The following is a 20,835-nucleotide window of genomic DNA, read 5'->3' on the forward strand; positions in this document are numbered from 1 at the left end:
GTTTTTTATTGTGCGGGCGGCAAGCCGTCGACGATGGTAATCATGGCTTCCGCCACGTGGCGCCGCTGTTGTTTTGCCAATTGATAGGCCGGTGAATGGTAGCAGGCCAACGCGGTAGCGTAGTCGTCGAATTCGATCAGCACATGCTTTATGAACGCCGGGCCTTCCAGCGTTTGCGCCTGTTCGCCGCGGGCGAGAAAACGGGCGTTGAACTGGCGAAACGCCTGGGGCGCCAAATCCATATAATGCTGATATTGCTGCGGGTCTCTTACGGTGACATGGGCAATCCAATACGCGGGCATTTCAGGACTCCTGCTGCAGAATGCGCTTGGCCAGTGCGGCAGCCTCGGTCAGATGTTCGATGACCTCTTGCCTGGCCTGCGTCGGGTTGTTTTGCTCGATGGCGTGATAGATCCGCGTCATGCGCTCGAAACCGGCCAGCTGACGCTCCGGGGTTTTCAGGGTCAGGGCACGCAGGCGACTGATGCGGCTATTCAGGCGTTGAACGATTTCCCAGGCGATGGCGTGATGGGCCACCTGGAAAATGGTTTCATAAAAAGCCTGCGACGCTTCAACGCGCTGAATATCGTCCTGCCCGGCCGAAGCCTGATTAATTGCAATTAATTTTTCATGCAGTTTCTTTTTATCTTCCGGCCCAGCGTTCAAGGCGCAGTCGTGAGCGGCATCCTGTTCAAGCAGCAGACGAATAGTATAAATCTGCTCGGCAATGTCCCAGGTTAAAATAGCGACAATCGGCCCTTTCTTACCGAGCGTCTCAATGAGTCCCTCCGCTTCGAGATAACGGATCACCTCACGCACTACGCTGCGGCTGACGCCCAGCTCCTCGCACAGGCTGCGTTCCACCAAACGATCGCCGGCCTGAAAATACCCTGAGATAATCGCCTGCCTAATTTTCGCCAATGCCAATTCGCGCAAGGTGACCGGTGCATTCTCAATCTTCAATGATGCCTGAACCATAATTGTCTCTATTTTTTGTGGATCATCATTAATCCGGATAACGACGCGAATTCCCGTTTGCCCGGTACTATTAACATCTTTCCAACCCGCAAAGCAACGGCGGCCGATTTCGCGCCGCATCGCCAAAACGGTGAATGTTGCAGCAGCTCACAAAATCGAAAGATAGCCTAAAAAAAACGCTTTTCGTTGCCGATACCCGCTGGCTCAACGGGTTCGGCATCGGCACAGGTTGCCGAGTGGGGGCGGTCATGGCCGGCGTTTTGCCCCCAGTCAAAGCCCAATCGAGTTTATTAATGCATTGATTAATAAGTGTTATTTTCAATTTATTTTTGCCGTCTCATCGTAAAATAAGAATACCGTATTATGGTATACCAAATTTTGACATGCCAATCTGCCCGATGCTATACCCTCGAATCGTGACACATGGTTAACATTCGATTTACTTTTCGAGGTCCCTTATGCATCAAGACATTCGCAAGACCCTGGTCTCTACCGAAACGATCTACACCGACGGCGGCAAATCGGCGGGCAAACCGCTGGTGATGATCGCCGCTGCGGCGGTCATCAAAAACCCCTGGGCCAGACAAGGCTTTGTCGAGGATCTGGCGCCAAAGATTCGAGAAATGGCGCCGGTGCTGGGTGAGCTGCTGACCGGTTTGATCCTCAAGGAGGCCGGTTCCGGCGAGCGGGTGGAAGCCTTCGGCAAAAGCGCGGTGGTGGGGCTGGGCGGCGAGTTGGAACACGCCTCGGCGCTGATCCACACGCTGCATTTTGGCAACCACTACCGCTCGGCGGTCAACGGCAAAAGCTATCTGGCGTTCAACAATACCCGTGGACCGGCCAACGCGCCGATTCTGATCCCGATGATGGGGAAAAACGACGAAGGCAGCCGTGAGCACTACCTGACATTCCAGTTCAACATCAACGACGCGCCTTTCGACGACGAAATCGTCATTGCACTGGGCGCGGCGCTGGGGGGGCGGCCGCATCACCGTATCGGCAACCGTTATTTGGATCTGAAAGAGTTGGGCCATGATCAGAACAATCCGGCAGCTGTCTGAGCCCGCTCTGCGGGTGGGGTATCTGGAGGCCGGGCGTGGTGAGCCGCTGGTGTTGATCCACGGCGTAGGCATGAATGCGGAGGTCTGGTATCCCCAGCTCGATGCGCTCAGCGCGCGCTTTCGGGTTATCGCCGTCGATATGCCGGGCCACGGCGAAAGCGAAGGCTTCTCCCACGCCGCGACGCTGGAGGATTACGTGCGCTGGATGGCGGCTTTCTTAAACACCCTGGATGCGCCGAGCGTTGCGGTGGCGGGGCACTCGATGGGAGCCTTGATCACGGCCGGTTTGGCGATCGATTATCCGGAGCGGGTTAATCGTGCCGTGGTGATGAGCGGCGTGTTCCAGCGTACGGCCCAAGCCAGCGCCGCGGTCGCGCAACGCGCCAGCGCGTTGGCCAACGGCCAGACACAGCTCGACTCGCCGCTGAGCCGGTGGTTCGGCGCCGATCCTGTCGAACAGCATCTGCGCCGGCAGGTGGGCGGCTGGTTGCAACAGGTGGACGTTGCGGGCTATGCCCGCGCGTATCAGGCATTTGCAACCGGCGATCGGGTGTATGCCCAGCGTTGGCACCTTATCCGCTGCCCGGTATTGGTGCTGACCGGCGAGCACGACGCCAACTCCAGCCCTGAGATGGCGCGGCAAATGGCGCAGGCCGCCCCAAACGGGCGCGCAGTGATCATTGAGAACGCCAAACACATGGTCAGCCTGACCGATGCGCAACGCGTCAACGCGCTGATGCTCGATTTTCTGACCGCAGAGCAACCTTTGACTTTAGGAGCGGCTAATGGACGCGGATAAACGCAGGCAGTTGCGCGACGCTTTCGGCGCCTTTATGACCGGCGTCACCATTGTGACTTCGGTGGACAAACAAGGGCGGCCGATTGGCTTCACCGCCAATTCGTTTTCGTCGGTCTCGCTGGATCCGGCGCTGCTGTTGGTGAGCATCGATAAGCGTTCGGCGAACTTGGAGCACTTTACCCAGTGCAGCCATTTCGCCATCAATATTCTGGCGGAACGGCAAAAAGAGGCTTCAACCATTTTTGCGCAAAAGAACGAAGACCGCTTTGCGCTGATCGATTGGCGCTGGAGCGCGTCACGGGTGCCGCTTATCGATAACAGTTCGGCGTGGTTCGACTGCGCGCTGCATCAGGTGGTGGACGCCGGCGACCATGCCATTCTGATCGGCAAAGTAGAGGGGTTCGAGTCCAACGCGACCGCCGGTCTGGGGTATTACCGCGGTGCATACTTCACGCCTTATCAAAACGCGCAGTCGCTGATTGGCGGGCCGCAGGTGGTGGTGAGCGCGCTGATCGAGTTTGAGGGGCACGCCGTGATGGTGCGGCAAAACGACGGCGGCTATCAGCTGCCGTCCAGCCCGGTGGAGAAACGCAGCGTCAGCGAAACGTTGGGGGATTTACTGCAGCAGTTGGGCATCAATGCCCATCCGGGTTTCGTCTATTCCGTCTACGACGACCGGCAGAAGAACCAGCAACACATCGTTTTTCTGTGCGCGCTGCCGACCGACGCCGGCAGCCTGACGCCGCAGCTGAGCACGGCGGAATGGTTCGACATGCCGACGCTGGCACGGTTGCCGATCAAGGATCCGGCGCTGCGGTCGATGATGGGCCGGTTCGTCAAAGAAAACGCCGTGGGGAATTACGGTATCTATTATGGCGATGAGCACAGCGGTGCCATCAAGCAATTCGCCGGTTGAAGCTAAGCGGGAGAGTGTGATGAAACTGTCTTTATTCGTGCATATGGAACGAACGTTACCCGAAGAATCCCAGGAAAAGCTATACCAGGAGATGATCGAACTGTGTGAAATCGCCGATCGTGGTGGCATGCACGCCATCTGGACCGGTGAGCACCACGGCATGAATTTCACCATTGCGCCGAATCCGTTCATCAATCTGGCGGATATCGCCCGGCGCACGTCCAGGGTGCGGCTCGGCACCGGCACCATCATTGCGCCATTCAATCACCCGATCCGTCTGGCGGGCGAGGCGGCGATGACCGATATCATCACCGGCGGCAGGCTGGAGCTGGGCATTGCGCGCGGCGCCTATTCCTATGAATACGAACGGCTGATGCCCGGTTTAACCGCCTGGGATGCCGGGCAGCGCATGCGCGAGCTGATCCCGGCGGTGAAAAAACTGTGGCAGGGCGACTATGCCCATCAGGGGGAATACTGGTCGTTCCCGGCGACCACCTCTTCGCCGCTGCCGAAACAGCAGCCGCATCCGCCGATTTGGGTAGCGGCGCGCGATCCCAACAGTCACGAATTTGCGGTGCAAAACGGCTGCAACGTTCAGGTTACGCCGCTGCATCAGGGGGAAGAGGAGATCGTAAGGCTGGTAACCTGTTTCAACGAGGCTCGCGCGCGTTTCGCCGCCGAGCAGCCGCTGAAGATCATGCTGTTGCAGCATGGCTACGTGGCGGAAGACGAGACGGACGCCCGTCTGGCGGCGGAAGAACTCAACCGTTTCTACCACTACTTCGGCGCCTGGTTCAAGAATCAACGTCCGGTTCAAAAAGGGTTGATTCAGCCGCTCAGCGACGAGGAGATTGCCGCCAATACCTATTACTCCGCCGACATGATGCGTAGCAACCTGGCTATCGGCACCGCCAATGAGGTCATTACGCGACTGAAAAAATATGAGGCGCTGGGTTATGACGAGTTTGCGTTGTGGATTGACAGCGGCATGAGCTTTGCGCGTAAAAAGGCCTCTCTGGAGCGGTTCATTCGCTGCGTGATGCCGGAATTTCACTGACGGAGGCGCTAATGGAGTCGTTCGAACTTTACATTGATGGCCGATTTGATGGCGGATCGGCGACCTTCGCCTCGCTCAATCCGGCGACCGGTGAACCCTGGGCGCAGGTGGCGGAAGCGCGCACCCAGGATGTGGATCGCGCCGTTGCGGCGGCGCACCGGGCATTTCAGGGGGCCGAATGGCGCGACATGACCGCCGGCGCGCGCGGCAAGCTGTTATTGCGGCTGGCCGACTTGCTTGAGCAGCACGCCCCCGAGCTGGCGCGGCTGGAGACGCTGGATACCGGCAAGATCATCCGGGAAACCCGGGCGCAGATCGCCTATGTGGCGGAGTACTACCGGTACTACGCCGGCCTGGCCGACAAGATGGAAGGCAGCGTGCTGGCGATCGACAAACCCGACATGGAAACCTGGGTTCGACGCGAACCTATTGGGGTGGTGGCGGCGATCGTGCCCTGGAACAGCCAGCTGTTTCTCGCGGCGGTGAAAATCGGCCCGGCGATCGCCGCCGGCTGCACGCTGGTGGTCAAGGCGGCGGAAACTGCGCCTGTGCCACTGCTGGCGTTCGCCAAACTGATAGACGAGGCCGGCTTTCCACGCGGCGTGTGCAATGTGATCACCGGATTTGCCGCCGACTGCGGCGCGGTGCTGACGGCGCATCCGCAGGTAGACCACATCGCTTTTACCGGCGGCGCGGAAACCGCGAAGCACATCGTTCGCGGCAGTGCGGAAAATCTCGCCAGTACCTCGCTGGAGCTGGGTGGGAAATCGCCGTTTATCGTCTTCGACGACGCGGATCTGACCAGCGCGGCGAATGCGCAGGTGGCGGCCATTTTCGCTGCGTCGGGCCAGAGCTGCGTGGCCGGTTCGCGGCTGCTGGTGGCGGAAAGCATCAAAGACGCGTTTTTGGCCCGGCTGACGGAGAAGATACGCAGCATTCGCATCGGGCCGCCGGATCGCCCAGACACTCAGTTCGGGCCGCTTTGCACCCGGCAGCAGCAAGAGCGGATCGCCGCCATCGTCAGCCGCTCGCTGGAGCAGGGGGCGAAACTGGTGATTGGCCATGCGGCGATCGCTTCACCAGGCTTTTACTACCCGCCGACGATCGTCGATTGCAGCGCGCAACCCGACGCCGAGTGCGTGAAGCAAGAGCTGTTCGGCCCGGTGCTGTCGGTGTTGACCTTCAGGGACGAAGCGGAAGCCATTCAGCTCGCCAATGATTCTGCCTATGGCCTGGCGGCCGGTATTTTCACGCAGAATCTGACGCGCGCGCACCGGGTGACCCGTCGCCTGCGGGTGGGCGTGGTGTGGCTCAATACCTATCGAGCGGTATCGCCGCTGGCGCCGTTCGGCGGTTACGGCAAGTCGGGGTTTGGCCGCGAGGGCGGGATTGACGCCGCGCTGGAATACACCACCAGCAAGACGGTATGGCTGCGCACCAGTGACGATCCGATAGACGATCCCTTCGTCATGCGCTGAGCCAGCGCAATCAGGCGCGATCTCGGATCGCGCCGGCAACCCAGTTTTCATCGCGTTGAAACCGGCGACCGCAATGTCGCCGGGGCAAACGCACGCTTTTTTCGACGTATTGGCACCCTACACGCTGTAAAAAATAATAATCCAGGTTAACCGGGGGATATATGAATTCTCAGCCAGAGCAGACCGCGTTTATTGAAGACAAGTCGATCGATTTTGTTCCCGCCGGGGAGCGTCATGGCCATGCCCGCAGCCTGTTCACCCTGTGGTTTTGCACCAACATTGCGCCGCTGGCGGTCGTGACCGGGGCCATCTCCACGCAGACGTTTCATCTCGATATTCTCTCGGCGCTGAGCGCGATTATCGCCGGCCACCTGTTCGGCGGCATTTTTCTGGCGCTGACCTCGGCCCAGGGGCCGCAGGTCGGGATACCGCAAATGGTGCAGAGTCGGGCGCAGTTCGGCCGCTATGGGTCGCTGTTGGTGATCGTGTTCGCCACGGTGATCTATCTGGGATTCTTCATTTCTAACATCACGCTCTCGGGCAAGGTCATCCATAACGTCATCCCGTCATTGAACATGGACGCGGCGACGGTGATTGGCGCGGTGCTGGCGACGCTGATCGGGGTGGTGGGCTACCGTTTCATCCATAAGATCAACAAAATCGGCGCCTGGGTGATGGGCAGCGCGTTGATCCTCGGGCTGGTATTGATGTTTTCTCAACCGCTGCCGGCGGATTTTTGGCTGCGGGGATCGTTCAGCATTGCCGGTTGGTTCGCCACGTTCTGCATCGGCGCCGTCTGGCAAATCAGCTTCTCGCCCTACACGTCAGACTATTCGCGCTACCTGCCGGCGGAAGTCGGCATTGCCAAACCGTTCCTGTATACCTATTTCGGCGCCTGCAGCGGCACCATTTTGGCCTTTGTGTTCGGCATGGTGGCGGTCAATCTGGTCGCCGGCAGCGATGATGTCATGGAGGCGGTGCGTCAGGCGACGGGAGGGTTGGGGCCGGTGCTGATGGTGCTGTTTCTGATCAACATCATCTGCCATAACTCGATGAATTTGTACGGTGCGGTGCTCTCGTTGATTACCGCCGTACAAACCTTCTTGCCGCAGTGGATGCCGAATGCGCGTATACGTACGCTGTTCTCGACATTGATTCTGCTGGGATCGGTATGGGTGGCGTTGGTCGCCTCGGCCAACTTTGTACATCTGTTCCTGAACCTGATCTTTGCCTTGATCTCGGTGCTGATCCCGTGGTGCATGATCAACCTGATCGATTTTTACCTGCTTAACCGCCAACGCTATGACATTTCGGCCATTTTCAGCGCCGACGGCGGGCGCTATGGCCTGCTTAACACCCGCGCGCTCGGCGTTTATTTCGGCGGTATTGCGGTGCAGGTGCCTTTTGTTGAGAACGCGTTCTTCTCCGGCCCTTACGCCAATCTGATCCCGGGCGCAGACATTTCCTGGGTGATCAGCATGGTGCTGACCGGTATCGCATACCCATTGTGTTGTTCACGACGGGCTAACTGGGCAGTGCAGCTTTAAATGTCATCGCCCTGGAAAAGCCGCTGCTGCCAGTGCAACAGTTGGGTCAGCGTGACTGGCGCCGCGTCAGCCATGGCCACGCGATTTTCCAACGCAATTTCTCGGGCGCGCTGCAACGATTCGATGCTGAGGCGCTGCAAGTTTTGTTGCGTCGCCTGTTGTATTTGCGCCAGTTCACCCGAGCTAACGTGCGGCAACTCATGACGCATCTGCAATAAGAATTCGTCGGTTAACTGCCTCAGCTGTTCAACGGTGAACGTCGGGGATTGCAGCGCGAACAGCAGGCCTTCGGCATCGGCGCAGCGGTGGAAGGCGCATTGCACCACGTAACCCACGTTGCGTTCCACGCGCAGCCGCTGAAAATAGCGCGGCGCGTAAAGCTGGGCCAGCACCCGCAGCGCCCAACGGCCTTCGGCTTCATCGTTTTGCAGCGGGTAAAACTGCAGTAAGGCACTTTCGGCGCCGCTTTCCGTCAGCGTGATGGGGCAATGATGTTGATGTGTCGGCAGCGGCGGCTCCGCGGCCACGAAATAGGGGAAGTCGTACAGCAGGTGCGACAGCTGCCGTTTTAACTCGTCATCGCCGCCGATCAAGGTGGCATGCCATTGTGCTGCTTCGGTTGGCGCACTGAGCGCCGCCGGCAATTGAGCTAACAGGCGGCGAATGGCGATATCGCTTTGTTCTTTCAGCTGCGTATGGCGCAGGTTTCTCGTCGCTTCGCTGAGAACGGTCGGCGGCAACACCGCCAGCGCTCGGTTCACCTCACTCAGCCCGTGGCAGATCAGCGCGTGGCTGCCCGCCAGTTGCAGCAGCCACACGCCCTGATGGCGCTCGAAGCTCAAATGTCCCTCCCGATGCGCCAGTTCTGCCGCTCCGGTGCGCAGCGCCGCCTGTAAGCCGTAGGCCTGTCCATCGCTGAAGCGGCTCGACGGCGCCGGTCGCAGCAGCAGCACAGGCTGCGCTTCGCCGGGGAGCAGATGCCGCAGCGGCGCCAGGCCGGAAGGCAAGGTCGGACTAAGCAGCGCCGCCGAGGTGGCGAAAAAGCGGAAAGGTTCCGCGGCAGACGTCAGCGCGGCGCCGGCGAAGGGGCCAAGCGCCAGCGGCAGCCCTTGAATTTCACGGGTTTCGCCGTGGCCATCAGGCCGCACGGCCAGGCGACGGCGCGGCGCGCTAATCAGCGCCGCAATATGCCGCGGCCAATCGTCGTTCGGCTCCACCGGCGGTAGCCCAAGCGCTCTGGCCCGCAGCTGATCGAGCGGCGCCAAACGGTGGAAATCGCGATTTGCCAGCCGCTCGTAATGCGCAAGCTGAGCCGGTGTCAGCACCTGCAGCGCCTGTAGCCACGCCAGCAGGGCGCTTTCGATGTGGGCAGCTTCAGCGGCTGAACCGTGATTAACGGTAAAGATAAAACTCAGCAGGGCGTTGTTCTCACTGCAGCGCGAATAATCCAGCCGAACGGCGTCACACCACGCCTGAGCGCGCAGCTGCGCCAGCAGCCCGCCGGGGGCTTCGTCCAACAGCAGGCGCTCCAGCCGCCGCAGCCAACCGCGTGAATGGGAACGCGACAGGGCAAACACCAGCCTCAGCTGCGGCGTGCCGGGAAGAGACAGGGTGTAATCTTTCGCGGCGGTTAGCGGCGGTGAGGCTTCGTGCGGTATGGCGCTGCCCGATGGCAAGCGGCTGCCGTAGCGCTGTGCCAGCGCATGCAGCTGCGCCAGCGATTGCGGGCCTTGCAGCCACAGCGTCATGTTTGGCGCGCGAAAATAGCACTGGTGAAACTGCCGCAGCGCCAGCTGCAACGCGGAAATATCGCTGCCGAAGGCGGCGCGGCTGCCGATATGAAAGCGATGCATTGCACCAGGGCCGCCGAACATCTGCCGCTGCGCCGCTTCGCAGCGGGTTTCTACCTCGGCGCGCAGCAGGCGGTATTCGGCGTCGATGACCTCGATCTCCTGCTCAATCGCCTCGGTCGCCAGCTGTGGGGCGGCGAGCATATCGCTTAGCCGCGCCAACCCCTGCGCCAAATGTTCGGTGCCCACCTCGAAGAAAAACGCGGTTTGCGTAGCCTGGGTGGTGGCGTTCAGTCGGCCAGTGACCGACGGTACCCAGCTCATCAGGCCCTCTTGCGCGCTGAAGTTCGCGCTGCCGCGAAACAACATATGCTCCAGCAGGTGCGCCAGGCCCGGCCAGGCGACGGGCGCCTGAAAACTGCCCGCCTCAATGCGCACCAGCGCGGCGGCGCAGCCGACAGCAGGGTCGCTTATCGCCTTGACGGCCAAACCGTTATCGAGCTGCCAAGAGGCGCCGGCGAGTGCCATCGTCAACCCTTGAAGATCAGTCGGGAGTTGGTCTGATTGCGAAAACGCAGCTGATCGATACCGATCTGCGAACGGTTCGCCGCTTCCCGCGCCGCCAGAATGGTGCCGTGGTGCGGCGATTTGCCGCACACCGGGTCGGCGTTGTCGGCGTTGCCGGTTAGCATGAACGCCTGACAGCGGCAGCCGCCGTAGTCTTGCTCTTTCTCCGAGCAGGAACGGCAGGGCTCCGGCATCCAGTCATAGCCGCGATAGCGGTTAAAACCGAACGAGTGGTACCAGATATGCTGCAGATCGTGCTCCAGCACCGACGGGAAGGCGATCGGTAACTGACGGGCGCTGTGACAGGGTAACGCCATGCCTTCCGGCGTCACGCTCATGAAGATGGCGCCCCAGCCGCCCATGCAGCCTTTGGGGCGCTCCTCGTAGTAGTCCGGCGTGACGAACAGCAGGTTGGCCAGCTTGCCGTCGGCGGCCATGCGTTCGCGGTAGCGTTTCACCACGGTTTCCGCATCGGCGATCTGTTCGCGGGTCGGCAGCAGGCCTTCACGGTTCAGGTGCGCCCAGCCGTAGAACTGGCAGGTCGCCAGCTCGACGTCGTCGGCGTCCAGCTGGATCGCCAGTTCGATAATGCGGTCGATCTGGCCGATATTATGGCGATGCAGCACGAAGTTGAGCACCATCGGATAGCCGAGCGCCTTGACCGCCTTGGCCATGGTCAACTTCTGCTGAAATGCTTTGGCGGAGCCCGCCAGCGCGGCGTTCAACGTTTCATCGCTGGCCTGAAAACTGATCTGAATGTGATCCAGCCCGGCGTCGGCGAAGGTCTGCAGCTTTTTCTCGGTCAGGCCGATGCCGGAGGTGATCAGGTTGGTGTAAAACCCGAGATCGCGGGCGGCGGCGATCAGCTCGGGCAGGTCTTTACGCACCAGCGGCTCGCCGCCGGAGAAGCCGAGCTGCACGCTGCCCATCGCCCGCGCTTGGCGAAACACCTCGATCCACTGCGCGGTGGTCAGCTCTTTTTCCTGCGCGGCAAAATCGAGCGGGTTAGAGCAATAGGGGCACTGCAGCGGGCAGCGGTAGGTCAGCTCCGCCAGCAGCCAGAGCGGCGGGTTCACCGCCGGCGCGCGTGCTTCAGTCACGGAAGGTCACCCATTTTTGTTCGTAGGCGCGCTGGAAAAATTCCAGCACGTCATCTGCCAACCCTTCGGCGCCGGGGAAGCGGGCGTTCAACTGGGCGATGATGCCGTTCAGCGTAGTGTGGCCGTCGACCAGTTGCAAAATGGCGGCGGCGCTGTCGTTCAGCTTGGCCATGCCTTCCGGGTAGAGGATCACATGGCTGTTTTGCACCTGCTCCCATTGCAGGCGGTAACCGCGGCGGAAGACGGGGGTGTGTTCAGGGTTCAGCGTCATTACACCAGCCTCTGGTTGTGCCATACCCGCGCGGCGGTCACGCTGTGGTAAGGTGGGCGGTTCAGGGTGTAGGCCATGCTCATGGCGTCCAGCATGCTCCACAGAATGTCCAGCTTGAACTGCAGGATCTCCAGCATGCGCTGCTGCTTTTCAACGGTGTCGCAATAGTCCAGCGCCAGCGCCAGGCCGTGTTCCACATCGCGGTTGGCCTGGCCGAGGCGGCTGCGGAAATAGTCGTAGCCGGCGGCGTCGATCCACGGGTAGTGCTGCGGCCAGCTGTCGAGGCGCGATTGGTGAATTTGCGGCGCGAACAGTTCGGTCAGCGAGCTGCAGGCCGCTTCCTGCCAGCAGGCGCGGCGCGCGAAGTTGACGTAGGCGTCCACCGCGAAGCGCACGCCCGGCAGTACCCGCTCTTCAGAGAGCAAAGTGTCGCGCTGCAGCCCAACGGCTTCGCCCAGGCGCAGCCAGGCTTCGATGCCGCCTTCGCTGCCGCCGTAGCCGTCGTGATCCAGGATACGCTGCACCCATTTGCGGCGGGTTTCCGGCTGTGGGCAGTTAGCCATGATCGCCGCGTCTTTGATCGGAATGCTGGTCTGGTAGTAGAACCGGTTGGCCACCCAGCCCTGGATCTGCTCGCGGGTCGCTTCGCCGTTGTGCATCGCGATGTGGTACGGGTGGTGGATATGGTAATAAGCGCCTTTGGCGCGCAGCGCCGCTTCAAACGCCTGTGGGTCAAGGGGGAGTGGTTGCGTCATGGCGGTTCCCTACAGTTCGATATTCATGCCGTCCCAGCTCACTTCAATGCCGGCGGCGGTCAGGCTTTGCCGCTCTACCGAGTCTTCATTGAGGATAGGGTTGGTATTGTTAATGTGGATCAGGATTTTGCGCCTGGCGGGCAAGGTGGCGAGCAGAGCCGCCAGCCCGTGTTCTTCCGCCAGCGCCAGATGCCCCATGTCCTTGCCGGTATTGCGGCCCACGCCGGCATTGGCCAGCTCGTTGTCGCGCCACAGCGTGCCGTCGATCAGCAGGCAGTCCGCGCGGCGCAGCCACGGCATCAGCGCCTCGTCCGGCTCACCCAGGCCCGGCGCGTACAGCAGCCCGACCCCGCGTGCGGTATCTTCGATAAACAGCGCCACGTTGTGGCCCGGCAACGGACGATCGCGATACGGCGAATAGGGCGGCGCGTTGCTGAGCAGCGGAATGGCGGTAAAGCGCACGGTCGGGCAGACCGCCGTGTGGAACGGCTCACCGGGCGTCACCGGGTGGTGAATCAGCCCGCCGTTCCAGTGGGAGAGCATGGGAAACACCGGGAAGCCGGTGCTGAGATCGTCATGTACTTCAGGCGTGCACCAGACGTGATGCGGACAGCCCTCACGCAAATTGAGTAAGCCCGCGCTGTGATCGATCTGGCTGTCGGTCAGCACGATCGCGCCGATGCCGGTGCCACGCAGCACGTCGGGGTTATTCAATGCGGGCGAGGCCAACAGTTGATGGCAAATGTCCGGGGAAACGTTGCACAGCACCCAGTTTTTACCGTCGTCGCTGATAGCGATGGAAGACTGCGTGCGGCGCGTGGCGCTGATGCTGTGGTCGCGAACGCCCCGACAGTTGTCGCAGTTGCAATTCCACTGGGGAAAGCCGCCGCCCGCCGCCGAGCCGAGAACTTTTATCTGCATGTCTAAACCAGAAAGAGAGGGAAAGAAATGCCCGCGCGAAGGGCGGGCAGACGGGCGATTAACGGTTGGAAATGTACAGCGTTACTTCCAGCCCCAGACGCAGGTCAACAAACTCAGGTTTAGTCCAGGTAGTCATAGCGGTGCTCCTTAGCATGCATCGTAATATGTCGAACCCAATGAGAAACGTTCGCATTCGGCCGGCACAATGTTGGCGAAATGTGACGGAGATCGCAACCTTTAAAGCGTAACCGGGTTATTCACCCCAGGTGGCGGCGAGCACGTTCAGCCAGTTGCGCCAGGTCAGCTTCTCCAGCAGCCGGTTATCGAACCCGGCCTGCGCCAGCGCTTGCGTCAGGCGCGGCAGGCCTGCGGCGTCCTCCAACGGTTGCGGTACGTTGACCCCGTCAAAATCAGAGCCAAACCCCACGCGATCTTCACCAAGTTTAGCGATCAAATACTCAACGTGTTTAACAATTTCTGTTAAGCCGGTCGTTGCACTGTCACGTTTACCGTCCGCCCGCAGGAAGGCGGTGCCGAAATTGACGCCGACCATCCCGCCGCTCTGGGCGATAGCGTCCAGCTGCGCGTCGGTCAGGTTGCGTGGCTGCGGGCAGAGGGCATGGGCATTGGAGTGGGTAGCGACCAGCGGTGCGGTGCTCAACGCGGCGGTTTGCCAGAAGGCTTTCTCGTTCATGTGCGAGACGTCTATCATGATGCGGCGCTGATTGCAGGCACGGATCAGCGCCTCGCCGGCCGGCGTCAGGCCGGGGCCGGTATCGGGTGAGCCGGGGAACGACCCGCTGACGCCGGTACCAAAGGCGTTTGGCAGATTCCAGAATGGCCCGATGCTGCGCACGCCCAGCCGGTAGAAGGCCTCCAACTGCGTCAGTTCTGCATCGATCATGCCGGCGCCTTCGATATGCAGCACCGCGGCGATTTGCCGGTTGAGGCGGCACTGTTCTATTTCGGTGGCGGTGCGACAGATGCGCAACTGCCCCTGAGAAGCCTGCTCCAGCTGCTGCAGGATGGCGATCTGCCGTTCGGCGATCGCCAGCGGATCGAAGGCGGCCTGCGCCTCGTCCTGCGTTTGATTACGCATCTGGGCGATATAGCTGACCGGAGGAATAAATACCGCGAACAGCCCGCCGAAAAATCCGCCGCGCCGCATGCGGGAGAAATCGAGGTGGCCCGGCGTGACGCGGGAATAAAAGGCGGCGACCGGATCGTCGTCATGCTGCAGCCACAGATTGAGCAGCAGGTCGTTATGGCCGTCGAAGACCGGCCAGAGAGGGGGAAGCGTCATGGGCGTTTCACTGAGTCAGGCATCGTGAACGCTATGTTCTCCCATCGAGCGAGGGGGAACAACCCTCGCTCGATGGGGATTTTAAAGCCGAATCGACAGCTCGACGTCATCTGCGAACGGCGTGGAGAGATAGCCTGCCGCCGGGGCACGCACCCGCGCCAGGTAATCCGGGCTGTCATCGGCGTTGTCGGCGACGATCAGCGCGCCGGGCCGCAGACGGCTCTCAAGCAAGTCGAGAATATCAGGGTAAAGTCCCTTGGCGCCGTCGAGCAGCAGCAGATCAACCGTGGCCGGCAGATCGTCGCGCAGCGTTTCCAGGGCGTCGCCCACCCGGATCTCCACCAGGTCGATGACGCCGCCTTCGGTCAGGTTGTTGCGCGCCTGCGCCGCTTTGCCCGGTTCAAACTCGCAGGTGATCAACCGGCCTCCGCCGTTATCGCGCAGCGCGGCGGCTAAGTGCAGGGTAGAAATGCCGAACGACGTACCGAATTCGACAATGTTTTGCGCCCGGCAACCGCGCGCCAGCATATACAGCAATGCGCCGGTTTCCGGCGACACGGCCAGCGGGAAATCCTTCAGGCGGTGGTAGAGTTCGCGGTACTCGGTTTTGCTCTGCATCAGCCGGCTTTGCTCTGCGTCCGGCACGTCGCGGAACAGGGCGGCAAGCGCCGGGGACCGGCGGGATGCCTGTTGGAACAGACGGGTTAGCAGCGGCGCTAAGGGGGCAGTGGTCAGGGTACTCATGGCAAATTTCCTGTCGTAAATGGAGCGCGTTAGCGCATGCCGTTATAATATGACGAACTATTCGCATTCCTCTATTCGCATTGACCGCCCGCTATGACTGAACGCCGCAGTAAGCAAATTTCTTCGAGAAAACAACCGCAACAGGCGCGCTCCGCCGAACTGGTGTCCGCTATTCTGACCGCCGCTATTCAGGTTTTGGCGCAGGAGGGGGCGGCGCGTTTCACCACCGCCAGGGTGGCCGAGCGTGCCGGCGTCAGCGTCGGGTCGCTTTATCAGTATTTCCCCAATAAGGCGGCGATCCTGTTTCGTTTGCAGAGCGACGAATGGCGGCAGACCACGGATATGCTGAGCCGTATTTTGGCCGATCGCGAGAAAACGCCGTTCGCGCGCTTGCGGTTGTTGGTGCAGGCGTTTATCCGTTCGGAATGTGAAGAGGCGCAGATGCGCGTAGCGTTGAATGATGCGGCGCCGCTTTACCGCGATGCGCCGGAGGCACAGGCGGTAAAGGCAGCCGGCAAGGATATCGTGCAGGTTTTCATGTGCGAAGCGTTGCCTGGTGTTCCGCAGGTCACTCGCCGGTTGGCGGGCGATCTGATCGTCGGCACGTTGGGGGCGGCGGGCAAGCAATTCTCCGAAACGCCGCGAACCGATACCGAGATCGCGTCTTATGCCGATGCGATGGCGGACATGTTCTGCGCTTATTTAGCCGATTTAAACGGGCGTGTGGCGCCGTAAGGTTTTTTGTGACATTGTCACCCACTGCGCGCAGTGCCTATACCCGTTGGCGACAAACGGCCAGCACCAGCTGCCGTAGCCAGCGGTGATCCGCCTCGGCGTCCAGGCGCGGGTGCCACATTTGCGAGACGGTAATGGGCGGCGTTTTCACCGGCAGCTCGAAGACGCGCAGCGGGCCATCGGCAGGTTGAGCCTGCAGGAAAGAGGTGGGCAGCAACGCCAACAGGTTCGAGGCTTGCGCCACCGCCAGCGCGGCGGGAAAGCTTGGCACCACGGCGGCGATATGGCGTGCCAGCCCCAGCTCCGCCAGCGCGGCATCTACCGGCCCGAGAATGCGCCCGCTGCGCGAGGCCACCACGTGGCCGCAGGCGGCGTAGTCGGCGACGCCAATCTCTGGCTGTTGCGCCAGCGGATGTGCGGTTCTCATCACGCCAACGAAGCGATCGCGGAACAGCGCCTGCAGGCGGATTTCCGGGCCCATGTCACCCAACACGCCGATCTCCAGATCGACCAGACCTTCACGCAGGGGGCGGTCGCTTTTCTCCGGCTTGGGCGCAAAGCGCAACCGCACCCGCGGCGCCTGTTCGGCGGCGGCGGCGATCAGCGCCGGGCCGAAGGCCTCGACGAAGCCGTCATTGGCGCGCAGCGTGAAGGTACGATCCAGCGCGGCGGGATCCAATGCTCCCTGCGCCGGACGCAACACAGCGCGGGCTTCGAATGCCGCGTTTCGCGCCCGTTCGCGCAGCGTTTCGGCATAAGGCGTCAGCACCATATGACGGCCGGCGCGCACCAACAGAGGATCACCGGTGGCCGTGCGCAGCCGGCTGAGGGTGCGGCTCATCGCCGAGGCGCTTAAACCGAGACGCCTCGCCGCACCGGCAACGCTGCCCGCCGTCAGCAGCGCGTCGAGTGCGATCAGCAGGTTGAAATCAGGGTCGGTCATGCGTGCGCATCCTGTCGTGCTGAATAGGGGGGAAGGCGTTCGATGCAGTTTGTGCGTGCGAATGCTGCATCAGTCGCCATGCATTATGCCTGAGCCTGTTTTCGCTGTGCCATGACTTACCGCTAAAAAACCGGAGGGGGACTGGCCCGTTTGCCGTCTGAACATGGCGATAAACGCGGACGGATCGTTATATCCCAGGGTAGAGGCGACATATTTGACGGCTTTCCCTTCCTGTAACAGCGTCATCGCCATGAGGGTTTTGCTTCTCAGCTTCCATTCATTGAAAGAGATGCCGGTAGCGGCGAGAAATCGCCGCGACAGCGTACGCTCACTCAAGCCCAGCATGCCCGACCATTGTGTCAGGGTGTTGAGATCGTGCGGCGCGGCGCTCATCTTTTCGGTCATGATCTTGACAACGTCATCGCTGCCGAGCGGCAGGTAGCTGTCAAAACGCTCCGACAGCGCCAGCTGCTCAAGCAACGCGGTAACCAGCGTCTGGTCCTGAGGCGTGTGCGGATAGCCAATAAGCCTTTCTGAAAAATCGGCCAGCACCGCTTTGACGATCTTATTCAGCCGCAGGGTTTGCGGTCTGCTCGGTAAGGATTGGCATAGCGAGGGGCTGACATGAAGAATGACATAGTCAATTGCACTCTTTGCTACGGATTCATGTTCGGTATTAACGGGGAGCCAAATGGCATATTCTGGTGTGGATAAATAAATATTGTTCTCAATATTTATTTCCGCCAACCCTTTCATGGAATACATCAGTTTGCCCCATGGCAACGCCTGTAAAGGGAATTGCGTTCCTGCCGGCCAGGATTTATTTCTGAACCAAATCGATATTGGGATTTCCCCGGTCAATTCTGACGGTTTCATGATGCCTTCCTGTCCGTTCATGGCTGCGTCTTCCTATTATAACAATAAGTTGTCTGATAATCGGCATTTCTATTCTATGGGGAAAGCTTACTCTGGGCAGGTCATTCCCCTGGATAAAGGTAACAATATGTACGGTAAAATCATTGATCTTTCGGTGCCGCTGATGAGCGGGATCGCTTCCGATCCGGAGCGGTTTCTGCCGGAAATCGAGTATGTTGACAACAAGCGCGGAGCGTTGCAGCTGGCGGAATCATTTCCCGGCCTGGATCCCTTAGCGCTGCCGCGTCAGGAGGGCTGGGCGGTGGAATTTGTCCGCATGAGCACCCATGCGGGAACGCATATGGACGCCCCTTATCACTACCATTCGCATATGGATGACGGATCGGCGTCAAAAACCATTGATGAAATACCGCTGGAATGGTGTATCGGCCCTGGCGTCAAATTGGATTTCCGGCATTTTCCCGACGGTTATGTGGCCACTGCGCATGATATTGAGCGTGAATTAGCGAGGATCGGCCATCCTATCGCCGCCGGCGATATTGTCTTGGTCAACACGGCGGCCGGCGGGCGTTACGGCAGCGAAGATTTTATTCATCGCGGTTGCGGCATGGGCCGTGAAGCGACGCTGTATCTTACTGAACGCGGCGTCAGGGTGGTGGGCACCGATGCCTGGAGCTGGGACGCGCCATTCAGCCATACGCGCACCAAATTTGAACAAAGCGGCGATATTTCGCTTATTTGGGAAGGGCACTATGCCGGCAGTCAATATCCTTATTGCCAGATTGAAAAACTGTGCAATCTTGAATTGCTGCCGCCCTGTGGATTTAACGTGATCAGTCTGCCGGTGAAGGTTTATAAGGCATCCGCCGGCTGGGCTCGGCCGGTTGCAATTATCGAAGCTCAAGCGGGAGAATAAGCGATGGCCAGAATAAAACTGCCGGTAGTGAGTGAATTAACGGCTGAGCAGCAGCAGCAATATGCCCGTTTTCCCGCCAATCTTACGCTGGGTCTGTTGAAAACCAGCCGTTCGGCGCAGGGATATCTGTCCCTGGGCGCTTCTTTTCCGGCCGGGCGACTGTGTGATAAAGATCGGGAAATGATCATATTAAGGGTTGGCGCGTTAAGCCACAGCGCTTATGAGCGTATGCAACACTATCCGCTGGCGATCCTTGCGGGGTGGCGCGATGACGACATCGAGAAAATAGAGCAGGGTGTGGGCATCGACGCCAGAGGGACGGCCATCTTGCATTTTGTCGATGAATGCGTGAAGCAGGTGAAGGTCTCTGCCGACACATTTAACGCGGTCAGGCGCTATTATGACGAGGTTCAACTGGCTGAACTGGCATTAATGATTGGGCACTACATGATGACGGCGCGCTTTTTGGAAACGCTGGAAATCGATCTGGACCTACAAGCGACATCCTGGGAAAACATGTCAACGGATTGAATACGCGCACGGCGTGAGCGCGATAAAAAAGCCGATAACCTGGGGTTATCGGCTTTTAATGCGCAGTGGCAGAGGGTTACGCGGGCAGCTGCTGGGCGGTTTTCTCGACCAGCGCCAGCAACAGCTTGATGTCTTCCAGCGTCACGATCGGGTTCAGCAGCGTCATCTTCAGGCAGGTCACGCCATCGAACTCGGTCACGCCGACGTTGGCGCGGCCCGATTCCAACAGGGCGTCACCGATACGCTGGTTGAACAGCGCGACGGCCGCATCGCCGTTCGCCGCCAGCTGCGCCGGACGGTAGCGGAACAGCACGCTGGCCAGCTGCGGCTGCATCACCAGTTCCAGTGCTTCTTGATCGGCGATGTAGCGCGCCACCTGTTGCGCCAGCGTCACGCCATGATCGATGATCTCGGCGTATTGCTTCTGCCCGAGCGCTTCCAGCCCCATCCACAGCTTCAACGCATCGAAGCGGCGGGTGGTCTGCAGCGACTTGGACACCAGGTTCGGCACGCCTTGCGCTTCGTCGAACTCGGAGTTCAGGTAGGCCGCCTGATAGCGCATCAGCTCGTAGTGGCGCTCGTCTTTCAGCAGGAAGGCGCCGCAGCTGATGGTCTGGAAGAACTGTTTATGGAAGTCCAGGGTGATGGAGTCCACCAGCTCCAGGCCGTCCAGGTAGTCGCGGTACTGCTCGGAAAGCAGCAGCGCGCCGCCCCAGGCCGCATCCACGTGCACCCAAATCTGCTGCTCCGCCGCCAGCCGCGCGATGTCGCGCAGCGGGTCAATGGCACCGGCGTCGGTGGTGCCGGCGGTGGCGACAATCGCCATCACCTGCTCGCCGTTGGCCTTGGCCTGCGCCAGTTTTTCCGCCAGATCGTTCACGTCCATGCGGGCGAAGCGATCGGTTTTCACCAGGGTGACGGACTGATAGCCGAGGCCCATCAGCGCCATGTTCTTCTGCACCGAGAAGTGGGCGTTTTCAGAACAGAACACCTTCAGCTTGCGCAGATCGCCCACCAGACCGTCCTGCTGCACGGAGTGGCCCTGACGCGCGAAGAACGCGTCGCGCGCCAGCATCAGCCCCATCAGGTTGCTCTGGGTGCCGCCGCTGGTGAACACCCCGGCGTCGCCGGACGGGTAACCGACCTGGGCGCGCAGCCACTCGATCAATTTCATTTCGATCAGCGTGGCCGACGGGCTCTGATCCCAGGAGTCCATGCTCTGGTTGGTGGCGTTGATCAGCACTTCGGCAGCCTGGCTAATCACCAGGCTCGGGCAGTGCAGGTGCGCCACGCACTGCGGGTGGTGCACCGACAGGCTGTCTTTCAAAAAGTACTCGATGGCGCGCTCGATCGCCGCCTGGTTGCCCAGGCCTTGCGGGGTAAAGTCTAGCTGGATGCGCTCGCGCAGTTCGGCAACGCTTTTGCCCTGATACATCTCGGGCTGTTGCAGCCACTGCACGACGGCTTCACTGCTCTGTGCGATCGCCTGGCGGTAAGCCTCGGCGCTGTGCGCCGAGGAAGCCAGAATCGGGTTTAACTTGGACATC

22 protein-coding genes are annotated in these 20,835 nt (G+C 60.5%); 9 read left to right on the forward strand and 13 right to left on the reverse strand.

The genetic code is table 11. The features are described 5' to 3' along the window. Positions 1 to 5: 5 nt before the first annotated feature. Together ACJ8IL_RS00260 and ACJ8IL_RS00265 are read right to left on the reverse strand one after the other, a co-directional pair. Complete coding sequence (locus ACJ8IL_RS00260) at positions 6 to 302, reverse strand: DUF1330 domain-containing protein (RefSeq protein WP_049204019.1); 297 nt, start codon at positions 300 to 302, stop codon at positions 6 to 8. Between the two features lies 1 nt (position 303). Further along, positions 304 to 1,098, reverse strand: coding sequence for a GntR family transcriptional regulator (locus tag ACJ8IL_RS00265; protein WP_225735574.1), 795 nt, complete (start codon positions 1,096 to 1,098; stop codon positions 304 to 306). Between the two features lie 338 nt (positions 1,099 to 1,436). On the opposite strand from ACJ8IL_RS00265, the gene ACJ8IL_RS00270 reads away from it, so the two are divergent. From ACJ8IL_RS00270 to ACJ8IL_RS00295, 6 genes are all read left to right on the forward strand, one after another. Then, on the forward strand, positions 1,437 to 2,039 hold the full coding sequence (locus ACJ8IL_RS00270; protein ID WP_043137410.1) for an amino acid synthesis family protein: 603 nt from the start codon (positions 1,437 to 1,439) through the stop codon (positions 2,037 to 2,039). Beyond that, positions 2,011 to 2,838, forward strand: a complete 828-nt coding sequence (locus ACJ8IL_RS00275; protein ID WP_043137407.1) for an alpha/beta fold hydrolase — start codon at positions 2,011 to 2,013, stop codon at positions 2,836 to 2,838. Before ACJ8IL_RS00270 ends, ACJ8IL_RS00275 begins: the two co-directional genes overlap by 29 nt. Next, positions 2,825 to 3,754 (forward strand): flavin reductase family protein, encoded by a 930-nt coding sequence (locus tag ACJ8IL_RS00280; protein WP_164067083.1) that lies wholly within the window; start codon positions 2,825 to 2,827, stop codon positions 3,752 to 3,754. The genes ACJ8IL_RS00275 and ACJ8IL_RS00280 overlap by 14 nt, the downstream gene beginning before the upstream one ends. A 19-nt stretch (positions 3,755 to 3,773) precedes the next feature. Beyond that, positions 3,774 to 4,811, forward strand: coding sequence for an LLM class flavin-dependent oxidoreductase (locus ACJ8IL_RS00285; RefSeq protein ID WP_060433046.1), 1,038 nt, complete (start codon positions 3,774 to 3,776; stop codon positions 4,809 to 4,811). Between the two features lie 11 nt (positions 4,812 to 4,822). Beyond that, positions 4,823 to 6,289, forward strand: coding sequence for an aldehyde dehydrogenase (locus tag ACJ8IL_RS00290; protein ID WP_043137398.1), 1,467 nt, complete (start codon positions 4,823 to 4,825; stop codon positions 6,287 to 6,289). 161 nt (positions 6,290 to 6,450) lie between these two features. Further along, a complete protein-coding gene (locus tag ACJ8IL_RS00295) occupies positions 6,451 to 7,836 on the forward strand; it encodes a purine-cytosine permease family protein (protein ID WP_173888826.1) in 1,386 nt (461 codons plus the stop codon). Here the strand turns inward: ACJ8IL_RS00295 and pqqF are convergent. The 8 genes from pqqF to ACJ8IL_RS00335 form a co-directional block, all read right to left on the reverse strand. Next, positions 7,833 to 10,154, reverse strand: coding sequence for a pyrroloquinoline quinone biosynthesis protein PqqF (pqqF, locus tag ACJ8IL_RS00300; protein WP_442516270.1), 2,322 nt, complete (start codon positions 10,152 to 10,154; stop codon positions 7,833 to 7,835). The two genes, ACJ8IL_RS00295 and pqqF, sit on opposite strands and share 4 nt — an antisense overlap. A gap of 2 nt (positions 10,155 to 10,156) precedes the next feature. Continuing rightward, positions 10,157 to 11,293: a pyrroloquinoline quinone biosynthesis protein PqqE gene (gene pqqE / locus ACJ8IL_RS00305; RefSeq protein WP_442516271.1), complete on the reverse strand. Its 1,137-nt coding sequence runs from the start codon at positions 11,291 to 11,293 to the stop codon at positions 10,157 to 10,159. Then, positions 11,286 to 11,564: a pyrroloquinoline quinone biosynthesis peptide chaperone PqqD gene (pqqD, locus tag ACJ8IL_RS00310; protein WP_016927749.1), complete on the reverse strand. Its 279-nt coding sequence runs from the start codon at positions 11,562 to 11,564 to the stop codon at positions 11,286 to 11,288. Before pqqD ends, pqqE begins: the two co-directional genes overlap by 8 nt. Then, entirely contained in the window at positions 11,564 to 12,319 is a 756-nt protein-coding gene (gene pqqC, locus ACJ8IL_RS00315) for a pyrroloquinoline-quinone synthase PqqC (protein ID WP_025302820.1), read from the reverse strand. Before pqqC ends, pqqD begins: the two co-directional genes overlap by 1 nt. A gap of 9 nt (positions 12,320 to 12,328) precedes the next feature. Beyond that, positions 12,329 to 13,240 (reverse strand): pyrroloquinoline quinone biosynthesis protein PqqB, encoded by a 912-nt coding sequence (pqqB, locus tag ACJ8IL_RS00320; protein WP_442516272.1) that lies wholly within the window; start codon positions 13,238 to 13,240, stop codon positions 12,329 to 12,331. Between the two features lie 58 nt (positions 13,241 to 13,298). Next, the gene (pqqA, locus tag ACJ8IL_RS00325; protein ID WP_004937827.1) at positions 13,299 to 13,376 is read right to left on the reverse strand and encodes a pyrroloquinoline quinone precursor peptide PqqA; all 78 of its coding nucleotides are present in this window, start codon (positions 13,374 to 13,376) and stop codon (positions 13,299 to 13,301) included. A 117-nt stretch (positions 13,377 to 13,493) separates the two neighbouring features. Next, positions 13,494 to 14,543 carry a dipeptidase gene (locus tag ACJ8IL_RS00330; protein WP_049207640.1) on the reverse strand — a complete coding sequence of 350 codons (1,050 nt, stop codon included), beginning with the start codon at positions 14,541 to 14,543 and terminating at the stop codon, positions 13,494 to 13,496. An 81-nt stretch (positions 14,544 to 14,624) separates the two neighbouring features. After that, the gene (locus tag ACJ8IL_RS00335) at positions 14,625 to 15,287 is read right to left on the reverse strand and encodes an O-methyltransferase (RefSeq protein ID WP_346419017.1); all 663 of its coding nucleotides are present in this window, start codon (positions 15,285 to 15,287) and stop codon (positions 14,625 to 14,627) included. A 93-nt stretch (positions 15,288 to 15,380) separates the two neighbouring features. Between ACJ8IL_RS00335 and ACJ8IL_RS00340 the strand changes: the two genes are divergently transcribed. Then, a complete protein-coding gene (locus ACJ8IL_RS00340; protein WP_197769624.1) occupies positions 15,381 to 16,022 on the forward strand; it encodes a TetR family transcriptional regulator in 642 nt (213 codons plus the stop codon). A 37-nt stretch (positions 16,023 to 16,059) separates the two neighbouring features. Here the strand turns inward: ACJ8IL_RS00340 and ACJ8IL_RS00345 are convergent, their stop codons facing one another. After that, positions 16,060 to 16,965 (reverse strand): LysR family transcriptional regulator, encoded by a 906-nt coding sequence (locus ACJ8IL_RS00345; protein ID WP_442516273.1) that lies wholly within the window; start codon positions 16,963 to 16,965, stop codon positions 16,060 to 16,062. A 69-nt stretch (positions 16,966 to 17,034) separates the two neighbouring features. Then, a complete protein-coding gene (locus tag ACJ8IL_RS00350) occupies positions 17,035 to 17,841 on the reverse strand; it encodes a helix-turn-helix domain-containing protein (protein WP_226905806.1) in 807 nt (268 codons plus the stop codon). A 127-nt stretch (positions 17,842 to 17,968) separates the two neighbouring features. Here ACJ8IL_RS00350 and ACJ8IL_RS00355 point away from each other — a divergent pair, with 127 nt between their 5' ends. Further along, positions 17,969 to 18,757 (forward strand): cyclase family protein, encoded by a 789-nt coding sequence (locus ACJ8IL_RS00355; protein WP_025302826.1) that lies wholly within the window; start codon positions 17,969 to 17,971, stop codon positions 18,755 to 18,757. A 3-nt stretch (positions 18,758 to 18,760) separates the two neighbouring features. Then, the gene (locus ACJ8IL_RS00360; protein WP_025302827.1) at positions 18,761 to 19,288 is read left to right on the forward strand and encodes a carboxymuconolactone decarboxylase family protein; all 528 of its coding nucleotides are present in this window, start codon (positions 18,761 to 18,763) and stop codon (positions 19,286 to 19,288) included. A gap of 76 nt (positions 19,289 to 19,364) precedes the next feature. On the opposite strand, the gene ACJ8IL_RS00365 is transcribed toward ACJ8IL_RS00360, so the two are convergent. Beyond that, positions 19,365 to 20,834, reverse strand: coding sequence for a pyridoxal phosphate-dependent decarboxylase family protein (locus tag ACJ8IL_RS00365; protein ID WP_043137457.1), 1,470 nt, complete (start codon positions 20,832 to 20,834; stop codon positions 19,365 to 19,367). Between the last annotated feature and the right edge of the window lies 1 nt (position 20,835).

This window comes from Serratia sp. CY47444 (assembly GCF_052168635.1).
GTDB classification, from domain to species: domain Bacteria; phylum Pseudomonadota; class Gammaproteobacteria; order Enterobacterales; family Enterobacteriaceae; genus Serratia; species Serratia bockelmannii.